This window comes from Halobacteriovorax sp. HFRX-2_2 (genome assembly GCF_043196705.1).
Lineage (GTDB): Bacteria > Bdellovibrionota > Bacteriovoracia > Bacteriovoracales > Bacteriovoracaceae > Halobacteriovorax_A.
Genome location: NZ_JBEBMT010000004.1, coordinates 185,977 through 209,293, shown reverse-complemented (window position 1 = coordinate 209,293; position 23,317 = coordinate 185,977). Strand labels below are relative to the sequence as shown.

The following is a 23,317-nucleotide window of genomic DNA, read 5'->3' as shown; positions in this document are numbered from 1 at the left end:
ACCTGGTTTTTAAATTATATTACATAGTTATATCTATTAGCCTCTCTAGTTGTAAAGAACGAGAAGCTTTTAAAAAAATATAATCGTACGAATTTAATACTGTTGGCCAATTTGAGATAAAATCATCAAGATTTACATAAGTTTCGGACGCACCGCTAAATTTATTTTGATAAAAATTAGCAAATCGCCCAATAAAAATTGAGTTTTTGATACCTAGTTCATTTAACAACTCCGCAACACCCTCGTGATGTTCCTGGGTCTTATCGCCTAACTCATTCATGTCACCAATAATGAAGATAACTTTCTTTGTATCTGGGACTTGTTTGGCAAACTCTCTAATTGCAAGTCTCATTGAAGTTGGATTTGCATTGTAAGCATCTAAATATATTTTTGACTCATTAACACTAATCCACTGGGCCCTTTTATTTTCAGGAAGCCTTAGTTTTTTTAATTCGTGAAATAAGCTTAATGAGAAAATATTTTCTAAGACAAAACATGAAGCTTGAACATTCCAGCGATTATATGACTCTTTAATAAAGTCACTTTCAAATTCGTAAACATTATTCTTGCTTACAGGAACAATCTTTTCTGTAACTTCTAAAGTTGCTAGCTTCTCGTCTTCCATATTTAAAAAGAACTTCTTTCCATGGTCTTTGATCCAACGGTAAAGTGCAGACTTTTCTTTTAGAACACCATTAAGATCAATTAGAAATTCAGTATGGGCATGGCCAATATTTGTAATATAGCCGTAGTCAGGTTGTGCAATTTCACAAAGTACTTCAATCTCGCCAAAATGATTAGTTCCCATCTCAATAATAGCGAACTTATGCTCATCCTTAATAGAGAAGATTGTTAGTGGAACACCAATATGATTATTTAAATTACCATGTGTACAAATAACTGCATCATGAAGAAAGGATTTTGCCAACGAGTAAAGTAGTTCTTTTGTTGTTGTCTTCCCATTTGAACCAGTAAGTCCAAAAACAAAACCGCCGCGATTCTTCCACTCAACAATTCGAAACTTAGCTGCTTCTTGTAAGAAAGTAAGGCTATCTTCAACTAAAAAGAAACAAAGCTCTGCATCCTTCTCAGCTAGAGTTCGGATCTCCTCTTCTCTTTCTTTTGTATGAGTTAAGACAATTGCTTTTGCACCATTTTTAATCGCATCTTCAATAAAGTTATAAGCATCAAATCGTTCACCCTTCAGAGCAACAAATGTATTCTTATCTTCAGGCATACGAGAATCTGTTGATAGTAAAATATCAACATCAAGATCCTTACCAACCTTTTTAACTAGACCTGAAACTTTATTTAAATCAGAAATTAACATAATTCCCCTAATGCACTCTTTACTTCTTCAATATCACTAAAGTGGTATTTAACACCTTTGATATCTTGATATTCTTCGTGTCCTTTACCTGCAATAATGACAGCAGTAGGACGTTCATATTCTTTCACATAAGTATGAATAGCTTCCTTGCGATCAACGATAATATCAACGGCCTCTTTATTACCTTCAAGAATATCTTTAATAATCTCATTCGGATCTTCCGTTCTTGGATTATCACTTGTTACAACAACCTTATCGCTAAATTCCAGGGCAGCTGAAAGCATCTTTGGACGCTTTGTACGATCGCGATCACCACCACAACCAAAGATTGTAATAATGTCATATGAATCAAAATGTTTTTTAGTTTCACGACAAATATTTACAATAGCATCTGGAGTATGAGCATAATCCACAATGAATACACTATCGCCCTTTCTAAAAAGATTAAATCTTCCTTTAGGTAAAGATAGCTTTATTTTTCTACTTAATTTTAAACTAGAGGCCCTATCACAAAGAGCGAATGCTAATTCTAAATTATCGACATTGTAGCTTAGATTAAACTCCTCACCATAAATGTTTTCTACACTAGAGGCCAAGTCACAACTTAACTTAGACTTGAATTCATCTTCTTGAGAACGTGGAATAATAAAGTTTGAATCACTATAATTTGCAAGTTTTGCTTTTGCATTAAAGTAAGAATCCATCGTTCCATGATAGTCGAGATGATCTTGAGTAAAATTTGTCCACCCAATTGAGTCAAATTTCATTTTCTTTACTCTCTCCTGCTCAAGGGCATGAGAGCTTACTTCCAAACAAAAGTAATTAATATCTTTCAACTTAAATATGACTCTTCTTAAATCAATGAACGATGGAGTTGTGGCAGATAGACTTTCCATCACTTCACTCTCACCTTTAATGACACCAACCGTACCAATACTACATGCACTTAGATTGTTAGCATTAAGAATAAGCTGACAAAGATGAGCAACAGACGACTTTCCGTTAGTACCTGTTATTCCAATTAACTTTACTTCACGATTAATTGGATACAGCTCCTCAACCAACTCTTCTTGTAATTTATAAAAATCACTCTCGTCTACAACCAATGTTTCAAGGTCTGCAACCTCACGATTCGTAATGACTAGCCCGGCACGACCTTTTTGATAACGTTGGTGAAATAGCTCAATAGCTTTCTCGTTATCATGTATACGATAAAAAGCGATATCACACGGTTTAGCTTGATCTAGATTTGCCGTAAGGTCAGTAAGACCTTCCAAAAGGATTTTATATTTTTTGATTAAGTTATTCATATGTAGGTGGGGCGTATTTTAGTTTTACAACGACATCGCCATCGCGAGTACTACCGGCTTCAGGAGATTGTTCCAGAACGACACCCACGCCAATATGGCTTAGATCAATATCTAGCTTTTGAGCAAGGGCCATTGCTGACTTCTTATCAAGGCCAACAAAATTTGGAACAGAACCTCTACCAGTGTAGCGTTTTGCAGACTGAACTCTTTTTACAGAGTCAAAGGCCATATCATTCTTATAAGTCTCGTTTTCAGCAAGACCTTCAAACTCTTTGTTCTTATAGAGAAGGTATTCTGTCACTTTTCTAAAAACAGGCCCTGCAACTGAATTTCCATAGTATGACTTACCTCTTGCAGGCTTATCAACATAAGAGTAAACGACAAATTTCTTCTTAACCCCAACAGGGAAACCTAGGAATCCTGGAATATAACCCGTATAACGTCCATTACTATCAGCTCTTTGAGCAGTTGAAGTTTTAGCAGCAATCTTAAAGTAAGGAATTCTTGCTTTCCTTGCTGTACCTCTCTCAACTGTATTGACCATCATCTCAGTAATTGATTTAGCAACATCTGTAGGAATAACTCTTTTTGCTTTTACTTTCTTTGGATCATCTACTTTTAAGATAGTAGGTTGCACATAAACACCATCATTCGAGATTGCTGCAAAGGCCGCTAGCATCTGAATTCCAGTTGTTGCAACACCTTGCCCAAAGCTAATATTACTTAAAGAAAGTGGTGATACATTCTTATCGTCAGTAAAGATTCCACGAGATTCGGCTGGTAACTCAATTCCTGTTTTCTCACCGATCTTGAAATCATTTAGTGTCTTTTTAAGTTTTGGAAAAGTTAAATCGAAAGCAATCTTTGTTGTCCCAATATTTGAAGAGTACATAAGGATCTCTTCAACAGAAAGCCACTCAAATTTCTTTCTCGATTCAGCTTCTTTAATAATATGGTCTTCAACTTTTAGACGGCCTTGCTCACAGTAGTAATTAGTATCAGGTCGTACAACTTTATTCTCTAGCGCCGAAGCAAGAGTTAGGACTTTAAGAGTTGAACCTGGCTCGAAAGGGTCACTAATAAAGGCAAGCTTACGATCACTCCCTTTTGAATCTCCCACATCATTAGGATCGAATGTAGGATAATTAGCCATTGCAATAATTTCACCGGTCTCAGCATCCATAACACCAACACCGCCACGTTTTGCATCAACTCTTTCAACGGCTTCTTTAATGGCCTTTTCAGCAACAGCTTGTACTTCCTTATCAATTGAAAGATAAACATCGTTTGCTCTTTCTGTAGGAATATTTTGGCTAACGTATCTTACAGGACGACCTTTATTATCCTTAAAGTACTTAATAATTTGAGGCTCACCTCGAAGTTCCTTATCGAAACGATGCTCGATACCGGCCAGTCCATTATTATCCAATCCAACAAAACCTAAAGTTTGCGCAGCAAGCTCGTGATTTGGATAAATACGTTTCGGAATTTCTTCAATATAAATACCCTTAAGCTTTTTAATCTGCGCAACTTGTTCTTCTGTCAGTTTCGACTTTCTAGTAATCCAAGTAAAACGATTTCTATCAAGCGCCTTCTTTGCGATTCCATCAAGTTCCATCTCAGGAAGGATTGCCTTAAGTTTTTCATAAACTTTCTTATCTGAGATATTCTTTGGAATAGTAAAGATTGAGTAGGTTCTAATATTAATAGCAAGAGGGTTTCCATTGCGATCATAAATATGGCCACGTCTGGGAAAGACCTTTCTTTCTCTAAAGAATTGTTTTTTTGATTGTGATAATAAATGTCCACGATCAACAACTTGAATACGAAATGCTTTTACAAGAATTGCAACAAAAGCAATTGTAAAAATTGCGTATATAACTTTTAATCTGTTTTTTAAATTATTATCACTCACTACACTTACTTCTTAGCTGGAACAACAATGATTTGATGTTGCTTCGGCTGTGCTAAGTTATAATTGCGGGCCATCTTTCTCAAATTAGATACAGATAGAAGTCTAGCTTTTTTAGCTTTTAACTCTTTTCCCTCAACTTTAATTCTCTCTACTTCTTTTTTAACTGTTGCGATCTCATAATTCAGCTCAATCCCTTTCATTCTAAAAAGTACGAATAAAACTGTAATCACAACTAAACTAAGAACAATTGGTAAACCTTGTGAACTAAGAACTACTCCCCTGATCTTATTCCCAATACTTTCCTTCTTAGATTTTGTTCGACTCATCCTTGAGGCCATTTAACAATCTCCTATTGTTATCAATTTTCAATCTTTGAAAATTTCTCGTATTTATTTTTCGACTTCTTACTTACAACACGCTTAAGCACTCTAAGTTTTGCACTTCTTGAGCGAGAGTTTTCAGCAATCTCTTCATCACTCGGAATAATTGGCTTTTTAACTTCATTTTCAAAAAGCATCTCACCAAGTCCATTTTTTTCATAATCTTTAAAAAGCTTCTTCACAATTCTGTCTTCTAAAGAATGAAAACTTATAATTAATATTCTACCACCAATCTTTAATAATGGTAGCACCTGATTAATTACGTCAGTTATTACATCCAACTCGCGATTAACTTCTATACGCAGTGCTTGGAAGCATTTTGTCGCCGGATGAATGCGGCCAAATTGTAATTTTTTTGGATAACAATCTTTAATTAAGTCGGCCAATTGGAAAGTAGTATTAATTGGCCCGTTCTTATCACGCTCAAGAACAATTCGCTCAGCAATTCTCCATGCATATTTTTCTTCGCCGTAATCTCTAAAGAGGTTGGCCAGATCCTGTGCAGAATAGCGATTAATAATATCCTTGGCCGTTTGAATATTGTCATTATCGTAGTCCATACGCATATCAAGCGGCGCATCAACACGAAATGAAAATCCACGTGAGCCTTCATCGAAGTGATGAGAAGAAACTCCTAGATCAAGAAGAACTCCATTTAGCCCTCCGTTTGCTTCCACAAGATCAGCATGATTTCCCATGACGATATCTTTGAAGTGACAAAAGTTAGAGTCGTGTAAAAAGAGTCTATCTTCAACACCATTTTTCTTAATTAGTTCACGACCGTTCTTTAAAGCATCAGGATCTTGGTCAAATGAAATTAGCTTGGCCTTTTCATCTCTTTTAACAATTGCCAAAGAATGGCCGCCGGCCCCAAATGTACAGTCAGCAAAAAGCAACTGATCATGTTCTTCGCTATCTAAATAAAGATAGTCGAGACATTCTTTCTTTAAGACGGAATAGTGCTCTTTATATTCTTCAACCATTAAATAACCTTATTTTATAAGTAGTTAGCAGTTACAAATTTAACGAAAAAAAAGTGAACAAACTTTTAAAATCTTTCATTCATTTGACTTGTATACACTACCAATGCCAAAATTTTACATCTAGCGCAAGGAATTTAAAAGTACTATGAGAGATACTGATTTAATTTTAAATAAATATATTGAATCAAAAGTTTTAGATTTTAAGAATCGTGTTAATGCTTATAGCGCGAGAAAGAATTATTCTAAATCTTTTTTAAACTCTGCTAAAGAATTAACCAAGTCTGACTTAGTTGAAAGATTCAATTTAGTTAAGAATAACCTCTCACCAAATGATGCCATTAAACTGATGCGAAACCTTGTCACATCGAGTGCTTGGATCAGCTTTTCTTCAGCTCGCTATATACACTCTCTTACAAATTTTAAAAGCTTCGACAATAAATTCGACTTTGATAAGGTCAACTATCGATTCTTTAATGACCTCAAGGCCCGCAGACCTATTGACCTCCCAGATGATGAAATCTTTAAGATCATCTATAACGAAGTAGAGTACGCAAAGTACCATCCAAATTATATTTCTAATTTAGAAGAGCCTAAAACAGATATTACAATTGTTTTAATTCCAGGTGTTTTCAATGAGTTATTTTCAACACCTTCGTTTGAGCGCGCCTGCCAACATCTTAAATCAAACTATAATATTAAGTATTACACACCAGAAGTTAATGGCTTTGATAATTGCTTAAAGAATGCAAAGTCACTACGTGAACAAATTTCAAAATATGTAAGTGATCACCCTAATGAAAAGCTGTGGCTGATTGCCTTTTCTAAAGGCGGTCTGGACTCACTCCACTACCTAGCTGATTATAGTGAAGAACAAGATGCCATTGTTGGCCTTTCAACAATTGCTTCCCCAATTCTAGGCTCTAATTCATTCAATAAGAAATTTATTAAAACCCTAAATCTTATTCATAATTTTTCGGACTCAAAGCTTTATCAATTAATTGATGGCAAGAAAGACATCTTGGCAAAAGAAATGCAGAAGTCACTTTCTTCGACTTTTCGCAGGCCTTGGATGAGAAATAACCACGACAAACTTAACCAAAATCTTTTCTATACTTCGATAGGATTTTCATCAAAGTGGTATGAGAGTCATCTCTGGATGATTCTTATGAAGATGTTTATTAGAAGCAAGAAGGATAATGATGGAGTTGTTGATACTGAAAGTTCATTATTCCCATACTATTTTGAAAGGGGCATCAAGCTTGGTATTTTAGATGGCCATCACCTTATTGGAAGAAGATCTTCTTTCTACTGCCAAGAAGCTTTGATTGAGGCCCATATTCACTATCTAAAGTATAAAGGGCTACTCTTTTAAGCCGCCCTTTAAATTCATCAGTACTAATTTTGACATTGTTTTAAGAGTTTCAAATACACCAATACCCTTAACAGCTACTGCATCAAAGGCAGGCCTTTCATCGGCATTAAGTGTTTGATTCATATCCTCAACAGGTGTGACATTTGGAAGATCTCTCTTATTCCATTGGAATACAATTGGAATCTGATCAATATCGTAACCTTGTTCAGTAAGATTTGCTTCAAGGCTTTTAAGTGATTCGATATTGGCCTCCATTCTCTCAAGTTGAGAATCGGCAACAAAGATCACGCCATCAACTCCGCGTAAGATTAACTTGCGAGAAGATTCGTAAAAGACTTGTCCAGGAACTGTATATAAGTGAAAGCGAGTTTTAAAACCTCTAATCTCACCTAGATCAAGTGGTAAGAAATCAAAGAAGATTGTTCTTTCATTTTCTGAGTCGAGAGAAACCATCTCTCCCTTATTTCCACCAGCAGTTTTCTGATAAATATATTGGATATTCGTTGTCTTACCACCAAGACCTGGCCCGTAATAAACGATCTTACAATTAATTTCCTTCGTATTGTAATTTACAAAAGACATGTGGCCCCCGTTATCCTAAAACGCCTGCAAAGAGGTCATCGACTTCGTTATCACTTATATCATCGAATAGAAAGACCTCGTTTGGATCACTATCCCCTGATAAATGTGCTTCAATAAATTCTGGAAGCTTTGATTCAATACTTCTAATTCTTGCCTTTAGTTTTGCCGGATTATCCACATCAAAATAGATGAGACTTAGATAGATATCATCAAAGAACCCTGAGAGCTTTGTAATATAAATCCCTTTTGAAGAAGTTGCATAATTGAATCTAAACTCATCTTGCGTTTCTTCTGGGATAAATTGAGAAAGAACTGAACTTGCCTGCCATACACCTGCAATAAGGGCACCAGCAGTATCACTATCGAAATCAGTTTCAACACTTTTAAATGAATACAGTGGAATTCCGTCCTGACGACAAACAATTAAACCACTATTAACTAGAGAATCTAATCCACTATACTCTCTAAAAAACTCTTGAATAACGACTTCGATGTTATCCATAAACCTTCCTTACATTTTGGTTTTATTTTCTAATGCCTTAGATATTGTCATTGTATCTAAGTAGTCGAGATTCCCACCCATAGGAATCCCAAAGCCAATTCGATCGACGTTAACTTCATCTGAAAGAACTGATTTAATATAACTACAAGTCGCATCACCCTCAACAGATGGACCAATAGCTAAGATTACAGATTTAATACCGAGTTCATCAACACGCTTTTTAAGCTTATCAATATTCAACTCCGCTGGACCAACACCTAGAAGTGGATTTAGTACTCCACCTAGTACATGGTACAGTCCTCTGTATTGGCCACTTCTTTCAATGGCCATGTAATCAGTAATTGATTCAACAATACAAATCTCAGTTGATTCTTTACGATGAATATCACTACAAACAGCACAGATATCTTCATCAGCAAAGACACCGCATTGATTACATTTTTTTAATTCTGCTAATTCATTTAGAGCAACAGCAAAGTCTCCTAATTCTTCCTTAGTCCACTTTGCTAAGCTAAGAACATGTCTTAGCGCACTCTTTTCTCCAATGCCAGGCACTTTAGAAAATGAATCAACAAGATTATTAATTCTTTCAGGTAGTTTCATTAAGTTTTAGCCTTAGAAAAGTCCTGGAATATTTAGTCCACCAGTAACTTTGCTCATCGCATTTGAAACCATATCTTGAGATTCTTTAATTGCCTGATTTACTGCAGTTAAAACAAGATCTTCAAGAGTTTCAACATCAGTTGGATCTACTGCTTCAGGATCAATCTTGATAGCTTGAATTTCTTGCTTACCAGTAATTGTGATTTTAATAGCACCACCACCTGAAGAAACCTCTAGCTCACGCTTTTCAAGTTCTTTTTGAAGTGTGCTAATTTTTTGCTGCATTTGTTGTGCCTGTTTCATTAGGCCTTGCATTCCCTTTGCCATTTTATTCTCCAATTTTATTCATCTTCATTTAAGATAATTTTATCAACCTTAGAGTTAAATATTGAACTGGCCAATTGAAGCATTTCATCACCTTCAATTTCCTTTCTTTGATTTTGTTTTTCAATATTTTCATTCTCTATATTAATTTCAAATTTCGATTTAAAATCTGTTTCTTCTGCTTTCTTTTTTTCGACTAGCTCGATTGATAGATCAATCTCTTGCACTTGAAAATATTTTCTAAGATGCTCTCTTACCTTCTCAAGTGTTTCCTGATTATTCATATGATCAAAGAAAACTTTTGCACCAGTAGGATAACCGATAAGAAGGGATACCTTGTCTAGTTGAACAACTAGATCACCAATTAAATTCCCTTGCTCCATATTTGCACCCATAACAGGTGAAGTCTTTGCTAAGAACTGAAGAAAACCATCCCAAGACTTAGAGCCCTCAATAACAACTTCTTCCTCAGTGGATTCCGCTTTAATTGACTCAACATCTTGTGTTTCTCCATCAGAATCTTCACTAGATTCTTTTGGTGGTTCTATAGGATCATCAAAAATAATTTTATGAGGCTTTACGGCCTCTTCTTGTATTGGCTCTTCAGCAACAGGACTATGAGTAACTTCTAATTCTGGTTGTGCTTGTATTTGAGGTTGCGGTTGAACTTCTTCAGTCGTTACTTCTTCAGTCTTGGCCACAACTTGGGCCTCAGGCTTTCCCGCACTATCCTCCACCTGAGTGTCTGCAATTATCTGATGTCTTAATGCTACCTTTCTCATTGCTAAGAGTGTTGCATCCGTCGGAATAATTGACTCAAGCGTCCACGTAAAATCCTTAGCGAGTGTTTCATATACCCAGTAAAGTTCTGCACGTGTTGTACGATCAAATATATCACCATCCACTTTTGAAAGAACTCTCGACTTATCGTTGAAATCTTTTGCAATAACAATTGAAAATAGATTTTCAAGTAAAGACTTTACAATATTTTGTAGAGAGATATTTTGTGAAATGAGAGCACTAAAAGTATTAGTCAGCTCTTCAATATTTTCAGAAAGAGTTGAATCAATTAATGTTTTAATTGAGCTAAGCTTTGCGATCCCAAGGGCCTGAGCAAAGATATCCTCTGTAATTTCTTGTCCAAAAGAAAAACTTAAAACCTGATCAAATAAAGAAAGCGTATCTCTAAAAGATCCATTACCAAGTTTAGCTAGAGTTTCAATTAACTCTGAGTTAGCAAAAGTAATATCTTCAAGCTGTGCAATGTGAATAATATGAGACTTAAGCTCTTCAACTGTTGCATTAACAAAGTCGAAACGCTGACATCTCGAAAGAACTGTTCCAAGTAGTTTTTCCGGCTCAGTTGTCGCCATTAAAAATACGGCATGCTCTGGAGGTTCTTCTAATGTTTTTAAAAGGGCATTGAAAGCACTATTAGAAAGCATGTGAACTTCATCAATAATATAAACTTTATACTTACCACTAGATGGTAGATAAGAAATATTACTAATTAGCTCTCTTACATCATCAACACTATTATTAGATGCACCATCGATTTCAACGACATTCATTGAAGCCGCAGAATCAAAGTCCTGACATGCACTACATTCACCACATGGGTTTTGATTCTCATCACGAGTTTCACATCTTAGTGCTTTTGCAAAAATTCTAGCTATCGTTGTCTTACCAATCCCACGTGTGCCAGAAAAGATATAGGCATGACCTAGTCGGTCTTCTCTCAGTGAGTTAACTAAAGTTTTAACGATATGTTCTTGCCCAACAAAATCTTGAAATTTTGCAGGACGATATTTTCTGGCCAAGACCTGATATGACATTAAGCACCATCACTTTATATGATTTTAAAATTTTACTTGTTAACTATAGGAAAAATTATAGGTATTGGAAAGGGGCAGCCGATACAAACACAATGCAACAAAAGTTACCGTTGCTTCGTTCCCGACCTGGCGGAGTTAGCTCCGCTACATTTGTCTGACCGGCTACCGAACATGAATATAATATTTATCTTAGTATGATGTCAATGAAAGCTAGTATTTAATGATAATCGTCTCACCTTTGAGACTCACCGAGTCGGAATTGATGAACTTCATCACAAATTTCAAAACGAATTTTGTTGCCGTCATACCTGCAACTCGTGCTCGGTTAACTTTAATTCTCACTTCACGCTGCTCAGGATGAACATCGAGTTTTCCAGCGGCCTTAAATTTGAAAGTGAATAGAGACTTTAGCTTGGCCGTCATATTAAAGTGGCCATCAGCAACAGTAATTTTTAGATCACGAATACGATTCTTATCTGACTCTTTCTTATCTTCACTAATCTTTTGAATACTAAAATCAGATCTTCTAAGGCATCCTTCATAAATTGAAACAGCATCCACTTCCTTATCAGACGGATCTATTTTTACACAACGTGCCTCAATCTTAGTGAAAGTAAATTCACCTTTTTTAGTTTGGGCCTCTAGTTGATTAGCAATCAGACCAAGGTGCTGTTTTTCAAAATAAACTTGTCCGTCAAAAACATTAAATGGCATCCCTTCTCTAAGTAACTTAATCTCTTTTCCTGCAATTCGAGACTCTTCTAAACAACCAGCGAAGATTAGATCAAGATTAAAAGCACTTAAATTTGGGTCTTTATAACAATCAATATTAATATTCTTAAAGTTAATCGAACTATTGAGAAGGTTACCAGAAGCGCTTTGAGCATCGATGATTATTGAATCTTCTTTAAAGGCAACTTCCTTTCCACGAATATTTACATTAGATTGGCTAGCACCACTTTGTTTAATTTCTACGATTGCGAATTCTTTGCCCTCAAGTGGCTTAATGTGCATATCCTTCAAACAAATTTCATCTAAGTTAAATGTAAACTCATCACTTTGACATTTAATATCAACATCTTTGATATCAAAAAGAAATTGTTCTGCGCCAATACTAAGTTGTGGCCCATTTGCAAAAAAGCCAGTCTCTGCAAATTCGATTTTAGCTTCTTTTGCATAAATCATATTAAGTAGATCAATTTCAGTGAACTGTGGAAGATGAGTTGTAAGATTTAAATTATCTTTTTGAAAATTAATACGATTATTAAATAAGAAAGTATTAACAAGAAATAATTCACCATTCTCTGTTAAATCAAACTCAACGGCATCGTATTTTATATACACATCTCTGGCATGGGCAACGCCACCAAGAAAGTCACTTCCTAATTCTCTATTTAAGCTGATGGAATCAACTTCAAAAAACATAGAATTGGCCATACAAGATAATGCGAATGTTGCCGATAAGATAAATTTAAACATGTATTTATGTTCGATAAATATCGTCAGAATGTAAACACTAGAGATTTAACTTTGACGCTTTCGATAAGTTTTTCGACGCAATTTGAAGAAATCTGATAATACTTTCGAGCATTTAAAGTGCTCAACGCCACCAATGATAGAAAATTTATGATTGAAGCGCTTATCTTTTTGAAAACTATAACCAAGTGAAACTGATCCCGCCTTCTGATCATAGGCACCAAAGACAACATTTTTAAAACGTGCCTGCAAAATTGCATATAAGCACATTGGACAAGGCTCAAGCGTAATATAGATTGTGCAATTAAGAAGTCGCCAATCCCCAAGTTTTTCACTCGCTTCTCTGATAGCGAGAATTTCGGCATGGGCCGTCGTATCTTTTTGATGTTCTTTTAAATTATGAGCACGAGCTATCACGTTATCATTTTCGTCAACAATGATTGCTCCAACAGGAACCTCTCCCGCCTTAAAAGCAAGCTCCGCTTCTTTAAGGGCCAGGTTCATATTCCAAATGTGTGATTTAATACTCATGATTTAAATTTTTTATCTTTTTTGGCCTTACGCTCAAAATTCCAATACTTTTCTAATTCACCATAACGACGACGAGAAGTTTCATCAGTGTTGTGAAATCTTACACCGTATGTAAAAGGTCGTCCTATCGAATGCTGTCTTTTAGATACCACTTCAACACTCAGGCGTCCATCAATGCTTGCAGTTAGAGGCTCAATTTCTAGCTTTTGACCAATCTTCAAATCATCGAACAAAGTAAGGCCACCAGCCTTACGACGTAGATCAACTAATCTTCCCTCCACTCCATCAAGACCTTCCGAGTAAACACACGTCTTTAAGTCGTTGCGGTACCTAAAGTCATATTCCCACCAACTTATGACAGGATAGAAAACAGGTGTATACAAAGAGAAACAAAGGACACCAAGTAACATGAGAGACATTGTGTAGAGAAAAAATAATGAGAAGTCATTGTAGTAATACAAGGACCTCAAGATATAAAAAATAACAAAGAGTGCAACGACGACACTTAAAGTCCAAAAAGAATAGTGAACATTTTTTTGCATTCGATAATAGAGTCGATAAAGGATTACGGAAAAGATAATTCCAAAAAGTGCGATAAAGTTAAATTGAAACTTAAAGAACTCATAACCCTTGGCCAAGAAGAACAAGAACATATGTAGCGAAAACAATGCTTGAACTTTATTGAAGTCACTCTTAATTGATAGTTTACTGATACTGATTAACATTATTCTATTTTATCAAAATAGGATTATTTGATAATTAGTGGAACTATTTGCTTAGCGCCCTCTTCACGAGTAAATTTATATTTTTTATCATCTATTGTTAACTCATACTCACCAGGCTTAAGGTTAACCGGATAAAGATGGATATGGTCATAAATACCATACCAAGATCGTAGGTCAGCTAATTCTGATTCTTGAATTGCTCGGTTTCCAGCAGCGTAAGCAGCACTTGCAGAGAGATAAGCAATCAGGCTGCCATTATTGTAGAGACTACGATAAGTCTGATAGGCAGAAGTTAAAAGAGCAATATGCTTGGCCGCAAGCCTTGCCCCTACTTTTGCTTCTAAAAGTGAGACATCATTTTTTAAAGAACTACTTAAGACTTCAGAAGTATTGGTCATAAGTACAGAGGAACCGCTTTCTTGCTTCTCTCCTTTAGCATTTTTAATTATGATCTTTTTAGGAGTCGATACTGTCGTTGAATCAATTTTTGGTAACTCAAAGTAAATCTTTGGTTCAGCACCTCTGGTAAGAGCGAGCATTTTCAAAGAGAATGTTACAAAGTCATCCATCCCCTCGTCATTTGAAATATAAACTCCCACAGGAAGGCCCAGTGGAAAGTCGTAGACTTTGGCCGTTTTCTTAATGACGTGGCCATTTAAAATAATGATATATGTATTGAATGATTTTCTATTATTAAAGAAATCGTATGTGCTCTTATAAGTCTCAGTTTCTGTTATATACTTTGAAAGCTCACCCTGACTCATTAAGTGGAGTTTTTTATAATCTTCTTGATATTTTTTATGTGATGAATTGTAGCTAGGATATAGTCCCATTTGCTGAATAAGATCTCTTTTTCCTATTTTTTTAAAATTATTAACAATCGAACGATCCTTGGCCCTACCATAAGTATCATGAACGACAATTCCCATCAGATCAATAAAGGTTGATCCCTTATAGATTGCACGTCCTCTATTTTGGGCCTTAAAGTTTTCGATATAAGCACTCCAATCTCTTAGAGTTGATACCATTGCCTGTTGATGAAATCTCTTTTGCTTATCCGAAGTAACTTCTTTGCTCTTCATATAGTGAGCAAGAATTTCATAAAATCGTATATTGGCCTGTTCAAATTGATTTGGATAATAGATGTCAGTTGCCTCTCCAATAAAAAGGGACTCTACTTTATTGGAGATACTAATCTTATACAATTCATTTGCGATCTCTTTAGCATTGTTAAGATACAAAAGAGCATTGTCATAGTCTTTTAAATTAAAATAAGCAATACCGAGTTCAGCTTGCTTTAGGAAGCGATCTTCCTCTCGCTTATAGACTTCACCTTTATTAATTTTTTCAACAACACTTTTGTAGTCGTTACTTTTATATAAAGATGAAATGAGGTCACCTTCATCCCTTACTTTCCTGGCTGCACATGAGACAAGAATGATAAGGAATGAATGTGTTAAAATCTTTTTTAAATTAGTAATATTCAACTAATTACCAACCTACTTTCGATTTTTCAGAATACTTATTTACACGTGTTCTTGTTCTCATAACTTCGACACCTCTAGAAATGTCCGTCATGCGAATATTCATTGTGTATTCTTTTAATGTTTTCCCACTTCTTGAACGTGGCTGCATTCTTACATTACCAAAGATCATTATATCTGCACCTGCAGCATTTCCAATTTTCTTTGCTTCAGCAGGACTAACCATCCCATCGTTTTGATATTGAATTTCTTTTAACAGGGCCTCACGAGCAGAAGCATCGATTAAAATATATTCTCCAGACTCACTTAATTGAGTTAAGAATTCATCAGAAATATCATCTGACGGAAAATATGGCTCGGCCGTTTGATTACTAAATTCAGCAACAAATACTTTTGGGCGTCTACCTAACTTAAGTAGATAATTTTTAAATCCTTTATGTTGTTTCATTTTTTGAATCACTGTTTCAACTGAATTTTCAGTATCACGCGTAACCCATGCATCAGTAATTTCTAATGACTTCTCATCTGATGTGTCACCCGAAACACGCTCAGCTTGAAATCCCCCACATGAAACTAATGTAAAAAGCACAGTAAGAGCTAAAATCTTTTTCATATATCCTCCATTAAATTTTTAAATCAACAAAAATATCAGGTAAATCATCCATCAACTCATCAACAACTTCTTCAATGATGGCCTTTTCTGAACGACCTGTTTGTGTATACCTTTTTGTAATATTCAATTTCTTCTTATTAAAGTTAATCTCCAACGTCTTTTTTACAAAACCATCAACGTTTAAAAACTCGTCGATTAATGCAATTGCAATATTTAAGCGTTCCTCACTCTTTCCTGAAAATACATTATTCTTATTAAGCTCACTTATTAACAGCTTATCAACGATCTCAAACTTAGGTTGTGAATAAACGTGTAATGTAATTTCCTTTTTAGAACGTGCTTCATACTTTTTAGCTTTAGACTTATAATTATCGGCCAGAGTCATCATATATAGCTCTAACTTTTTAATCACACTATTATTGGCCCTAATTTTTGAAAGAACTAAATTATATCCAGTCTTATATAAGTCTTCGTTTTCTTTCTTTAATCCAGAAATATCACTTTTCAATTTAGTCATGAACTTTTTGGTATTAAGCCCCATTAAGACACAGTAGTATGATTCCTCATCAACAAATGACTCAATCATTTCAACGCCAAATAAGTTTTCAGAAACTTCTTCGCTGACAAAGTCAGAATATTCGCCTTCATCTAATTTACCATTAGAGCTTTCAATCGAAATAAATTTTGCTTTTACTTTAACCTGAAAGTTCTTGGCTATTTCTACTCGTGCATCCTCAGTCGCCTCTTTCTCACTTAGGCCACATGTCTTTGCACATAGAAAATCCTTAGGACATGATTTTATTTGTCCAAACGAATAAAGACTCAAAAGTGAAATAAGTAGGATCTTAATCTTCAAATTTTTGTCTCAGCTCTTCTTTGTGTGAATCTTTAGCTACAGCAATTGCTTTTTCTTGTGCATATCGAATTGCTCTTTGTAGAGTGTCTTCTTTAATACCTACTAACGAATAGCAAGTGTAGTATGGATCACCAATAAGCTTTTCATCTTTCATTTTTTGTCTTTTTTCCCAGTACTGCTCTTTAACACGAACCCCAGAAACTTTTGTTCTAATTGATTGAGTTAGAGTTTCTGAAAATGTTTTAATTTCTTGTGAGTCCTCATCAAGATTCGTTACTTCAGTGTAATCATTTGCAATCTCCTGAGAGATTTCAGAAGCAATAACTGCAGTTGATCTGGCCGTAGCAGACTTAACACAAAGTCTTCTATTTCTGTTTTCAGATTGTGATAGGAAGTAGTGATAGTCTTTATCACCCTTGTAGTTATCAGCGCTTTCTAACCAATCAGGCTCAATTTTATTTGAAGCATTTAAGATTTTATAATCAATTTCAAACTCTCTTGCCTTCTTTCCAGAAGCACAAGAAATCAACGCAATTGATATTAGAAAAAATGAGAAAAACTTTGTCATGATATCTCCTAAAAAAATAATCTTAGCGGACTTTTCCAAGTCAACTAATTTTACTTTACGTTGAGATATAATCAATGAAAAATTATTTTAATAATTCCTTAACAGCAACATGACTTAGCAAGAAGCCTACTGTTCCTGTCATGTATGTAGCAGTACCTAGCCCACCATCACAATCTAGCTTTAGTGCTTTCGAAGTATTATCAATTTCGCACTTTTTAATCTTCTTTGATGGCTCAGGGGAATAGACACATTGAACCTTGGCCTTTGAACGGCCAAGAGGGTAAAGGTGCTTCTTTTTAAGCTCTTGTCTCACCTTACGATAAAGCATATCTTGTTTCGTCTTAGATAATTCTGCAACAGTGATCATTGTAGGATCAACTTTTCCACCAATTGCTCCAGAACTTACAATTTTAACTTCACGCTTATAACACTCATTAATTAATATCGCCTTCTCACGGGGCGCATCAATAGTATCGATGATAATCGAAGGCTGCTCAGCAAATATCTTATCCATATTCTTTTCATTAAAAAAACAATAATGACAGACAACTTCACAGTCAGGATTAATTGTCGCGATCCTCTCTTTAAGAGCATCGGCCTTCATCTTTCCATAGTTTCCATCGTGAGCATGTAGTTGGCGATTAGTATTTGAAACACAAATATCATCGAGATCAACTAAAGTGATTTTATTAACTCCGAGACGAGCAATCGATTCAACACACCAAGTTCCAACACCACCAAGGCCAATAATCATAAAATGTGAATCTTTAATTACAGAGAAAGCCTCAGCTCCAAGAAGGGCCGCTATTCCATTAAATCTTTGTTCGTGATTTGACATAGGCTTGTAAAAACAGGTGCTTAAGAAACATGGCGCACTCGGCAGGAGTCGAACCTGCGACCTTCTGATCCGTAGTCAGACACTCTATCCAGCTGAGCTACGAGTGCGCATGTAGGAGTTATTTATAGCCCCTAACTGCTCATATTGTCAATGCGTTCTTGCATTCAAGGAAATATTTGTCAGAGGGCCCTAAAAAATTGGACAATAGGCTCAATTTATTAATTATTTACCAGTTTAATACATGAACAAATTTTTACTTATATTACTGACTCTTCCCCTGCTAACTCTTGCCAGTGAAAGTAGTGAGCTACAAAAATCCCTCGATCAAAGAATCAAAGAGGATAATCATTCAAACAGTACCTCTTCCCTGGTTACTGCACATAGGCCTAATTATATTTTGCCAATTACCTATATGCACGATCCTAATGAAGCACCCTACCCTTCAGACGATGAGCTTAAGAATATCGAAACTAAATTTCAGCTTAGTTTCAAGTTCACAGTTTTGTCTCATATCTTTGGGTCTAAGACTGACTTGAATTTTGCCTATACTCAAAAGTCATTATGGCAACTTTACAATAAGAAAAACTCGGCGGCATTTAGAGATACCAATTACGAGCCGGAGTTATTTATCTCTTTTGAGCCGTTTAATGAAGACTGGCGTATTTTTAAAAACTATTACCATTTTGGATTTGTTCACCAGTCAAATGGTCGTGACTTACCCTTGTCACGTAGCTGGAATAGAGTCTTTGCAACGACATTCTTCGAGTGGCAAAAAACATTATTCATGCTCAAGGTTTGGTATCGTATAAGTGAAGAAGCTAAGGATGGCCCGACTGATTATACGGGAGATGACAATCCCGACATTACTGACTATCTTGGCTATTTTGAACTAACAGGTATCCATAAAATCAACGGGCATACACTTTCTTGGATGCTAAGAAATAATTTAAAGAAAGATAACAAGGGTGCTCTTGAAGTTAATTGGTCTTTTCCTTTGCCGGAAACACGTTTAAAAGGTTATCTTCAAGTTTTCACTGGCTATGGTGAAACGATGATTGATTACGATTATAATATGACTCGAGTAGGACTCGGTGTCGCATTTACAGATTGGTTATAATGAAAAAAATATTAGCGACAATTTTACTCTCTACACTTACTTTTGCCAGTAACTATAAACCAGAATACTGGGGTATTGGATTTGGTTATCGTAATGCAGATATTCCATTCAAAGTAAAAGATAAGAAAGTTTCTGATATTATTCCTCTCTTCTTTTATAAGCGTGGAGACTTCCAGCTCGATGGCCTATCGGCACACTTCACTTTTTATAGACCAATCAAAAAATTAAATATCAACCTTATGTCAAAGTATCGCTTCTTTGATATTCCTAAAGATACGCAAAACACAGTTCGTGGAGCTGGCTTCGACTATGGTTTTGAAGCACAATACATCCACTCGAAAATGTGGAGAACGAGTGCGCAAATTCTTGCTGATCATTCAACAAGAAGCTATTTCACACTAAGGACTGAAGCTGACCTTGTGTGGAAAAAGGTTTTCTTTCGCCCTTATGCCTATGCAACTTTTAGAAGTGCAGAGTTTAATAACAAGTATTATGGCCTAGATGTATCAACGCCTGGCCCAGGCTATGAAGTTGGTGCCGGAGTCAAGGCCGCCATAAGAGTACATAAAGATTTTAATATCCTGACTCATGTAAAAGTAAGTGCCTTGGATAATGAAACGGCAGACGCTCCTACAATTCGCAACCAGGTAAATACAGAGACGTTCTTAGGTATTGGCTTCATGGATCCACACCTAATCCATATGAATGGACACGAGATTACAAAGCGTACAAAACTTAAGTCGAAAACTTTTATTAGAGCAGCCTATGCGATGGCCACACCATCAAACTTGAGTGATATCCTCTCTTTTCACACAGCAACTGATAAGTATAAGAATGACATGGTTTCTTTTGCTTATGGTATTCCAATGGCCGATCAATTCCTAGGAGCTGATATTCCAGTCTATCTACTGCCTCAATATGTTGGACATCTTAAAAGTGACGTCCAAGAAAGAAGTAATGAATTTGCACTGGCCGTTAAGATCTTTATTCCATTTCACTGGCCTATTCAGTGGAGACTTGGTCTTGCTGAAGGTATTTCTTATGCCGACCAAATCACTTATATCGAAGAATTTGATATTTCAGGAAAGGGATATCGCAGTAGTAAGTTCATGAATTACTTAGACTTTTCTATCGATTTTAGCTTAGAAAAGGCAGGACTTAAGCACACGTGGCTGGGACTTATGATCCACCACCGCTCAGCTATTTTTGAATCGTCTTCAATGTTTGGCCGAATCAAAGGTGGAAGTAATTATATAGGAGCCTATATTCAACAGGATCTATAGAATCCCCGAAGGTTTCAATTAAAAAAGTTGAAAAACTCAATGATTTCAATAATCTCTATAGTGGAAAAATCTTCTTTCCTGACCTTTGTCATGAAAATTTCGCTCTAGAAACATGATATTCATCCGATAATGAGTGCATGAAAAATTTAAGCTATATATTCACTCCATTATTTTTATCGACCACTATCACGGGACTTAGCGTATTCTACAGTCAAATAAACCTTATCGAAGGTCTATCTTTCTTTAGCGCACTAATTCCTTTTACATTTTTTGCTGTAAAGGAGAGAAGAAGCCATCGAGTTAATCTTCAATCTTTTGTACAAAAACTAGATTACCTTCAACGAAATATTGTTGGAACAAACGCTCAGTTTTTTGAATCTTGTGAACAACTCGATGAAAGTACTGAAGAGCAAGCAAGTGCTGTTATTCAAACAAGTGCCACGAGTGATGAAATTAGTGCCATGATTACTAAGACTACGGGATCGATTGACTCATTTGAAGAAAATATTAAAGAGATCAACGGACTTATTAGTAGAAGTGACCACTCATTAGCAAAACTTGAAAAGAATATCCAATCGAGCTTAACAACAAGTCGTGATATCACTGAATCACTAAGTGATATTGTTGTTAATCTTAATGGTTTCTTATCGACATTTACTGATGTTGAATCTAAAGCAATGCTTATTAACGACATTGTTTTCCAAACGAAACTACTTTCTTTCAACGCTTCAGTTGAAGCAGCTCGTGCTGGAGAGCATGGAAAGGGATTTTCAGTTGTCGCTGAAGAAATTGGGAAACTAGCATCAACAAGTGGAGAGAGTGCAGAGGCCATCAATGCCACTCTTCATGAAGCACAATTAAAACTAAATTCTCTTATATCGAATATTCAAGAAAATAGTAAGAATCTAAACGAGAGACTTGATCAGACAGCTGAGTCTTGTGATACTACTCTTCAAGAGTTTAGACATAGCTTTAATCAAACTAATGATGAAACAGTTAAGATGAACGAGCAGATTCAAGAAGTTACTGTTGCTGCCAAGGAACAAGAAAATGGCGTTATTGAGCTACGCGACGCAATTCATGCTATTAATAACTCAACACAAAGAAGTGCACTCGTAGTATCTCAAACGCTTAATCTAGCAAATACAATTAGTCAGTACCTAAGTGAGCTTTCTGGATCAATCAATCATACAAAAGAATCTCAGAATATTAAAATTAACGAAAATATTGAATTAATCCCATGGGAAGATAAGTACAATATTGGTATCTCGAAAGTAGATGGTGAGCACCAAGAACTTCTACGTAAGATCAATGGTCTAATTAATTCGATGAACACAGGAAAGGGTATGAAGGAAGCTTTCCAAACCCTTAAAGAATATACGGTATTTCATTTTGATGAAGAAGAAGAGTATATGTTAAGCATTAACTATCCTTCTTATGAGTCACATAAGAGAGTTCACGAGAAGCTTTTATCTGCAGTTGCACGCTTTGAACAACAACTTCATAACGGAACACTTGAAAAAGATAAGCTAGCAAGCTTTTTAAAGAACTGGTTATTTACGCATATTATGGGAATTGACACTAAGTATGCAGATCATGCAAAGAAGCAGCGAACAACTAAGTTCGCTGCCTAATTGGAGTTAAAACTCAGGATAAAATACTTTTGCAAATCTTGAGTAATTTTCAAATTGAGGCATATGCCCTAAACCATCTAATTCAATTAGCTTAAGTTTAGGGTTTTTCTTTTTTAAGTCCTTACCTAAATTCTGATATTGACCTAACTTTCTTTTTACACCCTTTTTCTTCCAACCACGTCCTGGTCCTGTTCGATCACGAGTCCCTAAAATTAAAACTGTCTTGGCCTTAATCTTTGGGATCTTAACGACAATATTATCGTTAAAAATTGGGCCATAAGTTAAGGCCGCATTCCAAGCAACATCTTCGTAATCTGGGCCATTTAACCAGCCTTTAAAAGGCGTCAGAAGCTCCTCATATGAATCGGCCCATGCGCCATCATAGTAATTCTTTCTTTGATAATTTCTGGCACCATCAACCGTTTTGTTTTTTTCAATATTATAGAAAAACTCCGGATCTTTATATTCAGCATAGTCCAAGTACGCTTCTAGGCCAATTGGATTAACAAGTACGACTTTTTTAATGTCTCGGTACATGGCCCCCATATTAACAGCAAGCATTCCCCCCATTGAGTGACCGACAACAGTATACTTTTTAACGCCAATTGACTTTAAGAGATCGTGGGTATTCTTAGCTAGCTGAGGAAAACTATAACTATAATTTTTTGGCTTAGAACTTTTACCAAAGCCAATTTGGTCAGGAATAATAACTCGGTAACCCTTTTTCACAAGATCATTGGCCACTCGATCCCAATAAAACCCTGCAAAGTTTTTACCGTGAAGAAGAACAGCTACCTTATGTTTCGATTGACCAATATCCATATAACGCATTTTTAACTTCTGCCTTTGAGAAGAAAGCTCATATGTTTTTACAGTAAAGGGATATTTAAATTGGGATAATTCAGCATCAAAGCTTAATTTACTTTCAGTACTTGTTGCACATGAAACGAGAAAGAGCGCTAGAAGTAGCGTTGTGATAATTTTCATTTTACATCCTTTGTTAGCATGTAAAATTTTAAAAATGACTAGTGCGGATGTAAACCCATCTAACAAAGA

The 23,317-nt window shown here is 35.7% G+C and carries 23 protein-coding genes, 1 tRNA gene and 1 other RNA gene; 4 read left to right on the top strand and 21 right to left on the bottom strand.

Annotated elements, in window-relative coordinates; translation table 11 throughout:
* Positions 1-19: 19 nt before the first annotated feature.
* The 5 genes from murF to rsmH are packed head-to-tail and all read right to left on the bottom strand — an operon-like array spanning position 20 to position 5,918.
* Positions 20-1,330: a UDP-N-acetylmuramoyl-tripeptide--D-alanyl-D-alanine ligase gene (gene murF, locus ABMA79_RS13855; protein WP_393093332.1), complete on the bottom strand. Its 1,311-nt coding sequence runs from the start codon at positions 1,328-1,330 to the stop codon at positions 20-22.
* The gene (locus tag ABMA79_RS13850; protein ID WP_393093329.1) at positions 1,324-2,640 is read right to left on the bottom strand and encodes a Mur ligase family protein; all 1,317 of its coding nucleotides are present in this window, start codon (positions 2,638-2,640) and stop codon (positions 1,324-1,326) included. Before ABMA79_RS13850 ends, murF begins: the two co-directional genes overlap by 7 nt.
* Positions 2,633-4,555 (bottom strand): penicillin-binding transpeptidase domain-containing protein, encoded by a 1,923-nt coding sequence (locus ABMA79_RS13845; protein WP_393093326.1) that lies wholly within the window; start codon positions 4,553-4,555, stop codon positions 2,633-2,635. The genes ABMA79_RS13850 and ABMA79_RS13845 overlap by 8 nt, the downstream gene beginning before the upstream one ends.
* A 5-nt stretch (positions 4,556-4,560) precedes the next feature.
* Positions 4,561-4,893, bottom strand: a complete 333-nt coding sequence (locus ABMA79_RS13840; RefSeq protein WP_392861253.1) for a hypothetical protein — start codon at positions 4,891-4,893, stop codon at positions 4,561-4,563.
* Between the two features lie 20 nt (positions 4,894-4,913).
* Complete coding sequence (gene rsmH, locus ABMA79_RS13835) at positions 4,914-5,918, bottom strand: 16S rRNA (cytosine(1402)-N(4))-methyltransferase RsmH (RefSeq protein WP_393093323.1); 1,005 nt, start codon at positions 5,916-5,918, stop codon at positions 4,914-4,916.
* 145 nt (positions 5,919-6,063) lie between these two features.
* Between rsmH and ABMA79_RS13830 the strand changes: the two genes are divergently transcribed.
* Positions 6,064-7,290 carry an esterase/lipase family protein gene (locus ABMA79_RS13830; protein ID WP_392861256.1) on the top strand — a complete coding sequence of 409 codons (1,227 nt, stop codon included), beginning with the start codon at positions 6,064-6,066 and terminating at the stop codon, positions 7,288-7,290.
* On the opposite strand, the gene ABMA79_RS13825 is transcribed toward ABMA79_RS13830, so the two are convergent.
* The 15 genes from ABMA79_RS13825 to ABMA79_RS13755 form a co-directional block, all read right to left on the bottom strand.
* Entirely contained in the window at positions 7,279-7,872 is a 594-nt protein-coding gene (locus ABMA79_RS13825) for an ATP/GTP-binding protein (protein WP_392861258.1), read from the bottom strand. The genes ABMA79_RS13830 and ABMA79_RS13825 overlap by 12 nt on opposite strands.
* Before the next feature lie 10 nt (positions 7,873-7,882).
* Positions 7,883-8,374, bottom strand: a complete 492-nt coding sequence (locus ABMA79_RS13820; RefSeq protein ID WP_392861259.1) for a hypothetical protein — start codon at positions 8,372-8,374, stop codon at positions 7,883-7,885.
* 9 nt (positions 8,375-8,383) lie between these two features.
* Entirely contained in the window at positions 8,384-8,977 is a 594-nt protein-coding gene (gene recR, locus ABMA79_RS13815) for a recombination mediator RecR (protein ID WP_392861261.1), read from the bottom strand.
* A gap of 12 nt (positions 8,978-8,989) precedes the next feature.
* Positions 8,990-9,304, bottom strand: a complete 315-nt coding sequence (locus ABMA79_RS13810) for a YbaB/EbfC family nucleoid-associated protein (protein ID WP_392861262.1) — start codon at positions 9,302-9,304, stop codon at positions 8,990-8,992.
* A 14-nt stretch (positions 9,305-9,318) separates the two neighbouring features.
* Positions 9,319-11,136 (bottom strand): DNA polymerase III subunit gamma/tau, encoded by a 1,818-nt coding sequence (gene dnaX / locus ABMA79_RS13805; protein WP_393093320.1) that lies wholly within the window; start codon positions 11,134-11,136, stop codon positions 9,319-9,321.
* A gap of 70 nt (positions 11,137-11,206) precedes the next feature.
* An RNA gene (gene ffs / locus ABMA79_RS13800) (signal recognition particle sRNA small type) lies at positions 11,207-11,303 on the bottom strand.
* 43 nt (positions 11,304-11,346) lie between these two features.
* The gene (locus ABMA79_RS13795) at positions 11,347-12,615 is read right to left on the bottom strand and encodes a hypothetical protein (RefSeq protein WP_392861265.1); all 1,269 of its coding nucleotides are present in this window, start codon (positions 12,613-12,615) and stop codon (positions 11,347-11,349) included.
* Positions 12,616-12,660: 45 nt separating this feature from the next.
* On the bottom strand, positions 12,661-13,143 hold the full coding sequence (locus tag ABMA79_RS13790) for a nucleoside deaminase (protein ID WP_393056989.1): 483 nt from the start codon (positions 13,141-13,143) through the stop codon (positions 12,661-12,663).
* A complete protein-coding gene (locus ABMA79_RS13785; RefSeq protein ID WP_392861267.1) occupies positions 13,140-13,868 on the bottom strand; it encodes a PilZ domain-containing protein in 729 nt (242 codons plus the stop codon). Before ABMA79_RS13785 ends, ABMA79_RS13790 begins: the two co-directional genes overlap by 4 nt.
* Before the next feature lie 23 nt (positions 13,869-13,891).
* Positions 13,892-15,355, bottom strand: a complete 1,464-nt coding sequence (locus tag ABMA79_RS13780) for a hypothetical protein (RefSeq protein ID WP_393093317.1) — start codon at positions 15,353-15,355, stop codon at positions 13,892-13,894.
* A 4-nt stretch (positions 15,356-15,359) separates the two neighbouring features.
* Entirely contained in the window at positions 15,360-15,965 is a 606-nt protein-coding gene (locus ABMA79_RS13775) for a CsgG/HfaB family protein (protein ID WP_392861271.1), read from the bottom strand.
* A 10-nt stretch (positions 15,966-15,975) separates the two neighbouring features.
* The gene (locus ABMA79_RS13770; RefSeq protein ID WP_393093314.1) at positions 15,976-16,821 is read right to left on the bottom strand and encodes a hypothetical protein; all 846 of its coding nucleotides are present in this window, start codon (positions 16,819-16,821) and stop codon (positions 15,976-15,978) included.
* Complete coding sequence (locus ABMA79_RS13765) at positions 16,811-17,389, bottom strand: hypothetical protein (protein WP_393093311.1); 579 nt, start codon at positions 17,387-17,389, stop codon at positions 16,811-16,813. Before ABMA79_RS13765 ends, ABMA79_RS13770 begins: the two co-directional genes overlap by 11 nt.
* 82 nt (positions 17,390-17,471) lie before the next feature.
* Complete coding sequence (locus ABMA79_RS13760; protein ID WP_393093308.1) at positions 17,472-18,227, bottom strand: ThiF family adenylyltransferase; 756 nt, start codon at positions 18,225-18,227, stop codon at positions 17,472-17,474.
* Between the two features lie 30 nt (positions 18,228-18,257).
* Positions 18,258-18,334: transfer RNA gene (locus ABMA79_RS13755), tRNA-Arg, on the bottom strand.
* A 134-nt stretch (positions 18,335-18,468) separates the two neighbouring features.
* On the opposite strand from ABMA79_RS13755, the gene ABMA79_RS13750 reads away from it, so the two are divergent.
* The 3 genes from ABMA79_RS13750 (at position 18,469) to ABMA79_RS13740 (ending at position 22,261) form a co-directional block, all read left to right on the top strand.
* Entirely contained in the window at positions 18,469-19,344 is an 876-nt protein-coding gene (locus tag ABMA79_RS13750) for a phospholipase A (protein ID WP_392861277.1), read from the top strand.
* Positions 19,344-20,627 carry a MipA/OmpV family protein gene (locus ABMA79_RS13745; protein WP_392861279.1) on the top strand — a complete coding sequence of 428 codons (1,284 nt, stop codon included), beginning with the start codon at positions 19,344-19,346 and terminating at the stop codon, positions 20,625-20,627. The genes ABMA79_RS13750 and ABMA79_RS13745 overlap by 1 nt, the downstream gene beginning before the upstream one ends.
* Positions 20,628-20,764: 137 nt before the next feature.
* Complete coding sequence (locus ABMA79_RS13740) at positions 20,765-22,261, top strand: bacteriohemerythrin (RefSeq protein ID WP_393093306.1); 1,497 nt, start codon at positions 20,765-20,767, stop codon at positions 22,259-22,261.
* Between the two features lie 6 nt (positions 22,262-22,267).
* On the opposite strand, the gene ABMA79_RS13735 is transcribed toward ABMA79_RS13740, so the two are convergent.
* A complete protein-coding gene (locus tag ABMA79_RS13735) occupies positions 22,268-23,248 on the bottom strand; it encodes an alpha/beta fold hydrolase (RefSeq protein WP_393093303.1) in 981 nt (326 codons plus the stop codon).
* Positions 23,249-23,317: the final 69 nt, after the last annotated feature.

Excerpts from the sequence above, each read along its gene's own strand:
- rsmH (WP_393093323.1), bottom strand. The coding sequence starts at position 5,918 with ATGGTTGAAGAATATAAAGAGCACTATTCCGTCTTAAAGAAAGAATGT.
- recR (WP_392861261.1), bottom strand. The coding sequence starts at position 8,977 with ATGAAACTACCTGAAAGAATTAATAATCTTGTTGATTCATTTTCTAAA.
- ABMA79_RS13785 (WP_392861267.1), bottom strand. The coding sequence starts at position 13,868 with ATGTTAATCAGTATCAGTAAACTATCAATTAAGAGTGACTTCAATAAA.
- ABMA79_RS13840 (WP_392861253.1), bottom strand. The coding sequence starts at position 4,893 with ATGGCCTCAAGGATGAGTCGAACAAAATCTAAGAAGGAAAGTATTGGG.
- ABMA79_RS13795 (WP_392861265.1), bottom strand. The coding sequence starts at position 12,615 with ATGTTTAAATTTATCTTATCGGCAACATTCGCATTATCTTGTATGGCC.
- ABMA79_RS13760 (WP_393093308.1), bottom strand. The coding sequence starts at position 18,227 with ATGTCAAATCACGAACAAAGATTTAATGGAATAGCGGCCCTTCTTGGA.
- ABMA79_RS13820 (WP_392861259.1), bottom strand. The coding sequence starts at position 8,374 with ATGGATAACATCGAAGTCGTTATTCAAGAGTTTTTTAGAGAGTATAGT.
- dnaX (WP_393093320.1), bottom strand. The coding sequence starts at position 11,136 with ATGTCATATCAGGTCTTGGCCAGAAAATATCGTCCTGCAAAATTTCAA.
- ABMA79_RS13750 (WP_392861277.1), top strand. The coding sequence starts at position 18,469 with ATGAACAAATTTTTACTTATATTACTGACTCTTCCCCTGCTAACTCTT.
- ABMA79_RS13850 (WP_393093329.1), bottom strand. The coding sequence starts at position 2,640 with ATGAATAACTTAATCAAAAAATATAAAATCCTTTTGGAAGGTCTTACT.
- ABMA79_RS13830 (WP_392861256.1), top strand. The coding sequence starts at position 6,064 with ATGAGAGATACTGATTTAATTTTAAATAAATATATTGAATCAAAAGTT.
- ABMA79_RS13790 (WP_393056989.1), bottom strand. The coding sequence starts at position 13,143 with ATGAGTATTAAATCACACATTTGGAATATGAACCTGGCCCTTAAAGAA.
- ABMA79_RS13810 (WP_392861262.1), bottom strand. The coding sequence starts at position 9,304 with ATGGCAAAGGGAATGCAAGGCCTAATGAAACAGGCACAACAAATGCAG.
- ABMA79_RS13745 (WP_392861279.1), top strand. The coding sequence starts at position 19,344 with ATGAAAAAAATATTAGCGACAATTTTACTCTCTACACTTACTTTTGCC.
- ABMA79_RS13735 (WP_393093303.1), bottom strand. The coding sequence starts at position 23,248 with ATGAAAATTATCACAACGCTACTTCTAGCGCTCTTTCTCGTTTCATGT.
- ABMA79_RS13740 (WP_393093306.1), top strand. The coding sequence starts at position 20,765 with ATGAAAAATTTAAGCTATATATTCACTCCATTATTTTTATCGACCACT.
- ABMA79_RS13765 (WP_393093311.1), bottom strand. The coding sequence starts at position 17,389 with ATGACAAAGTTTTTCTCATTTTTTCTAATATCAATTGCGTTGATTTCT.
- murF (WP_393093332.1), bottom strand. The coding sequence starts at position 1,330 with ATGTTAATTTCTGATTTAAATAAAGTTTCAGGTCTAGTTAAAAAGGTT.
- ABMA79_RS13775 (WP_392861271.1), bottom strand. The coding sequence starts at position 15,965 with ATGAAAAAGATTTTAGCTCTTACTGTGCTTTTTACATTAGTTTCATGT.
- ABMA79_RS13825 (WP_392861258.1), bottom strand. The coding sequence starts at position 7,872 with ATGTCTTTTGTAAATTACAATACGAAGGAAATTAATTGTAAGATCGTT.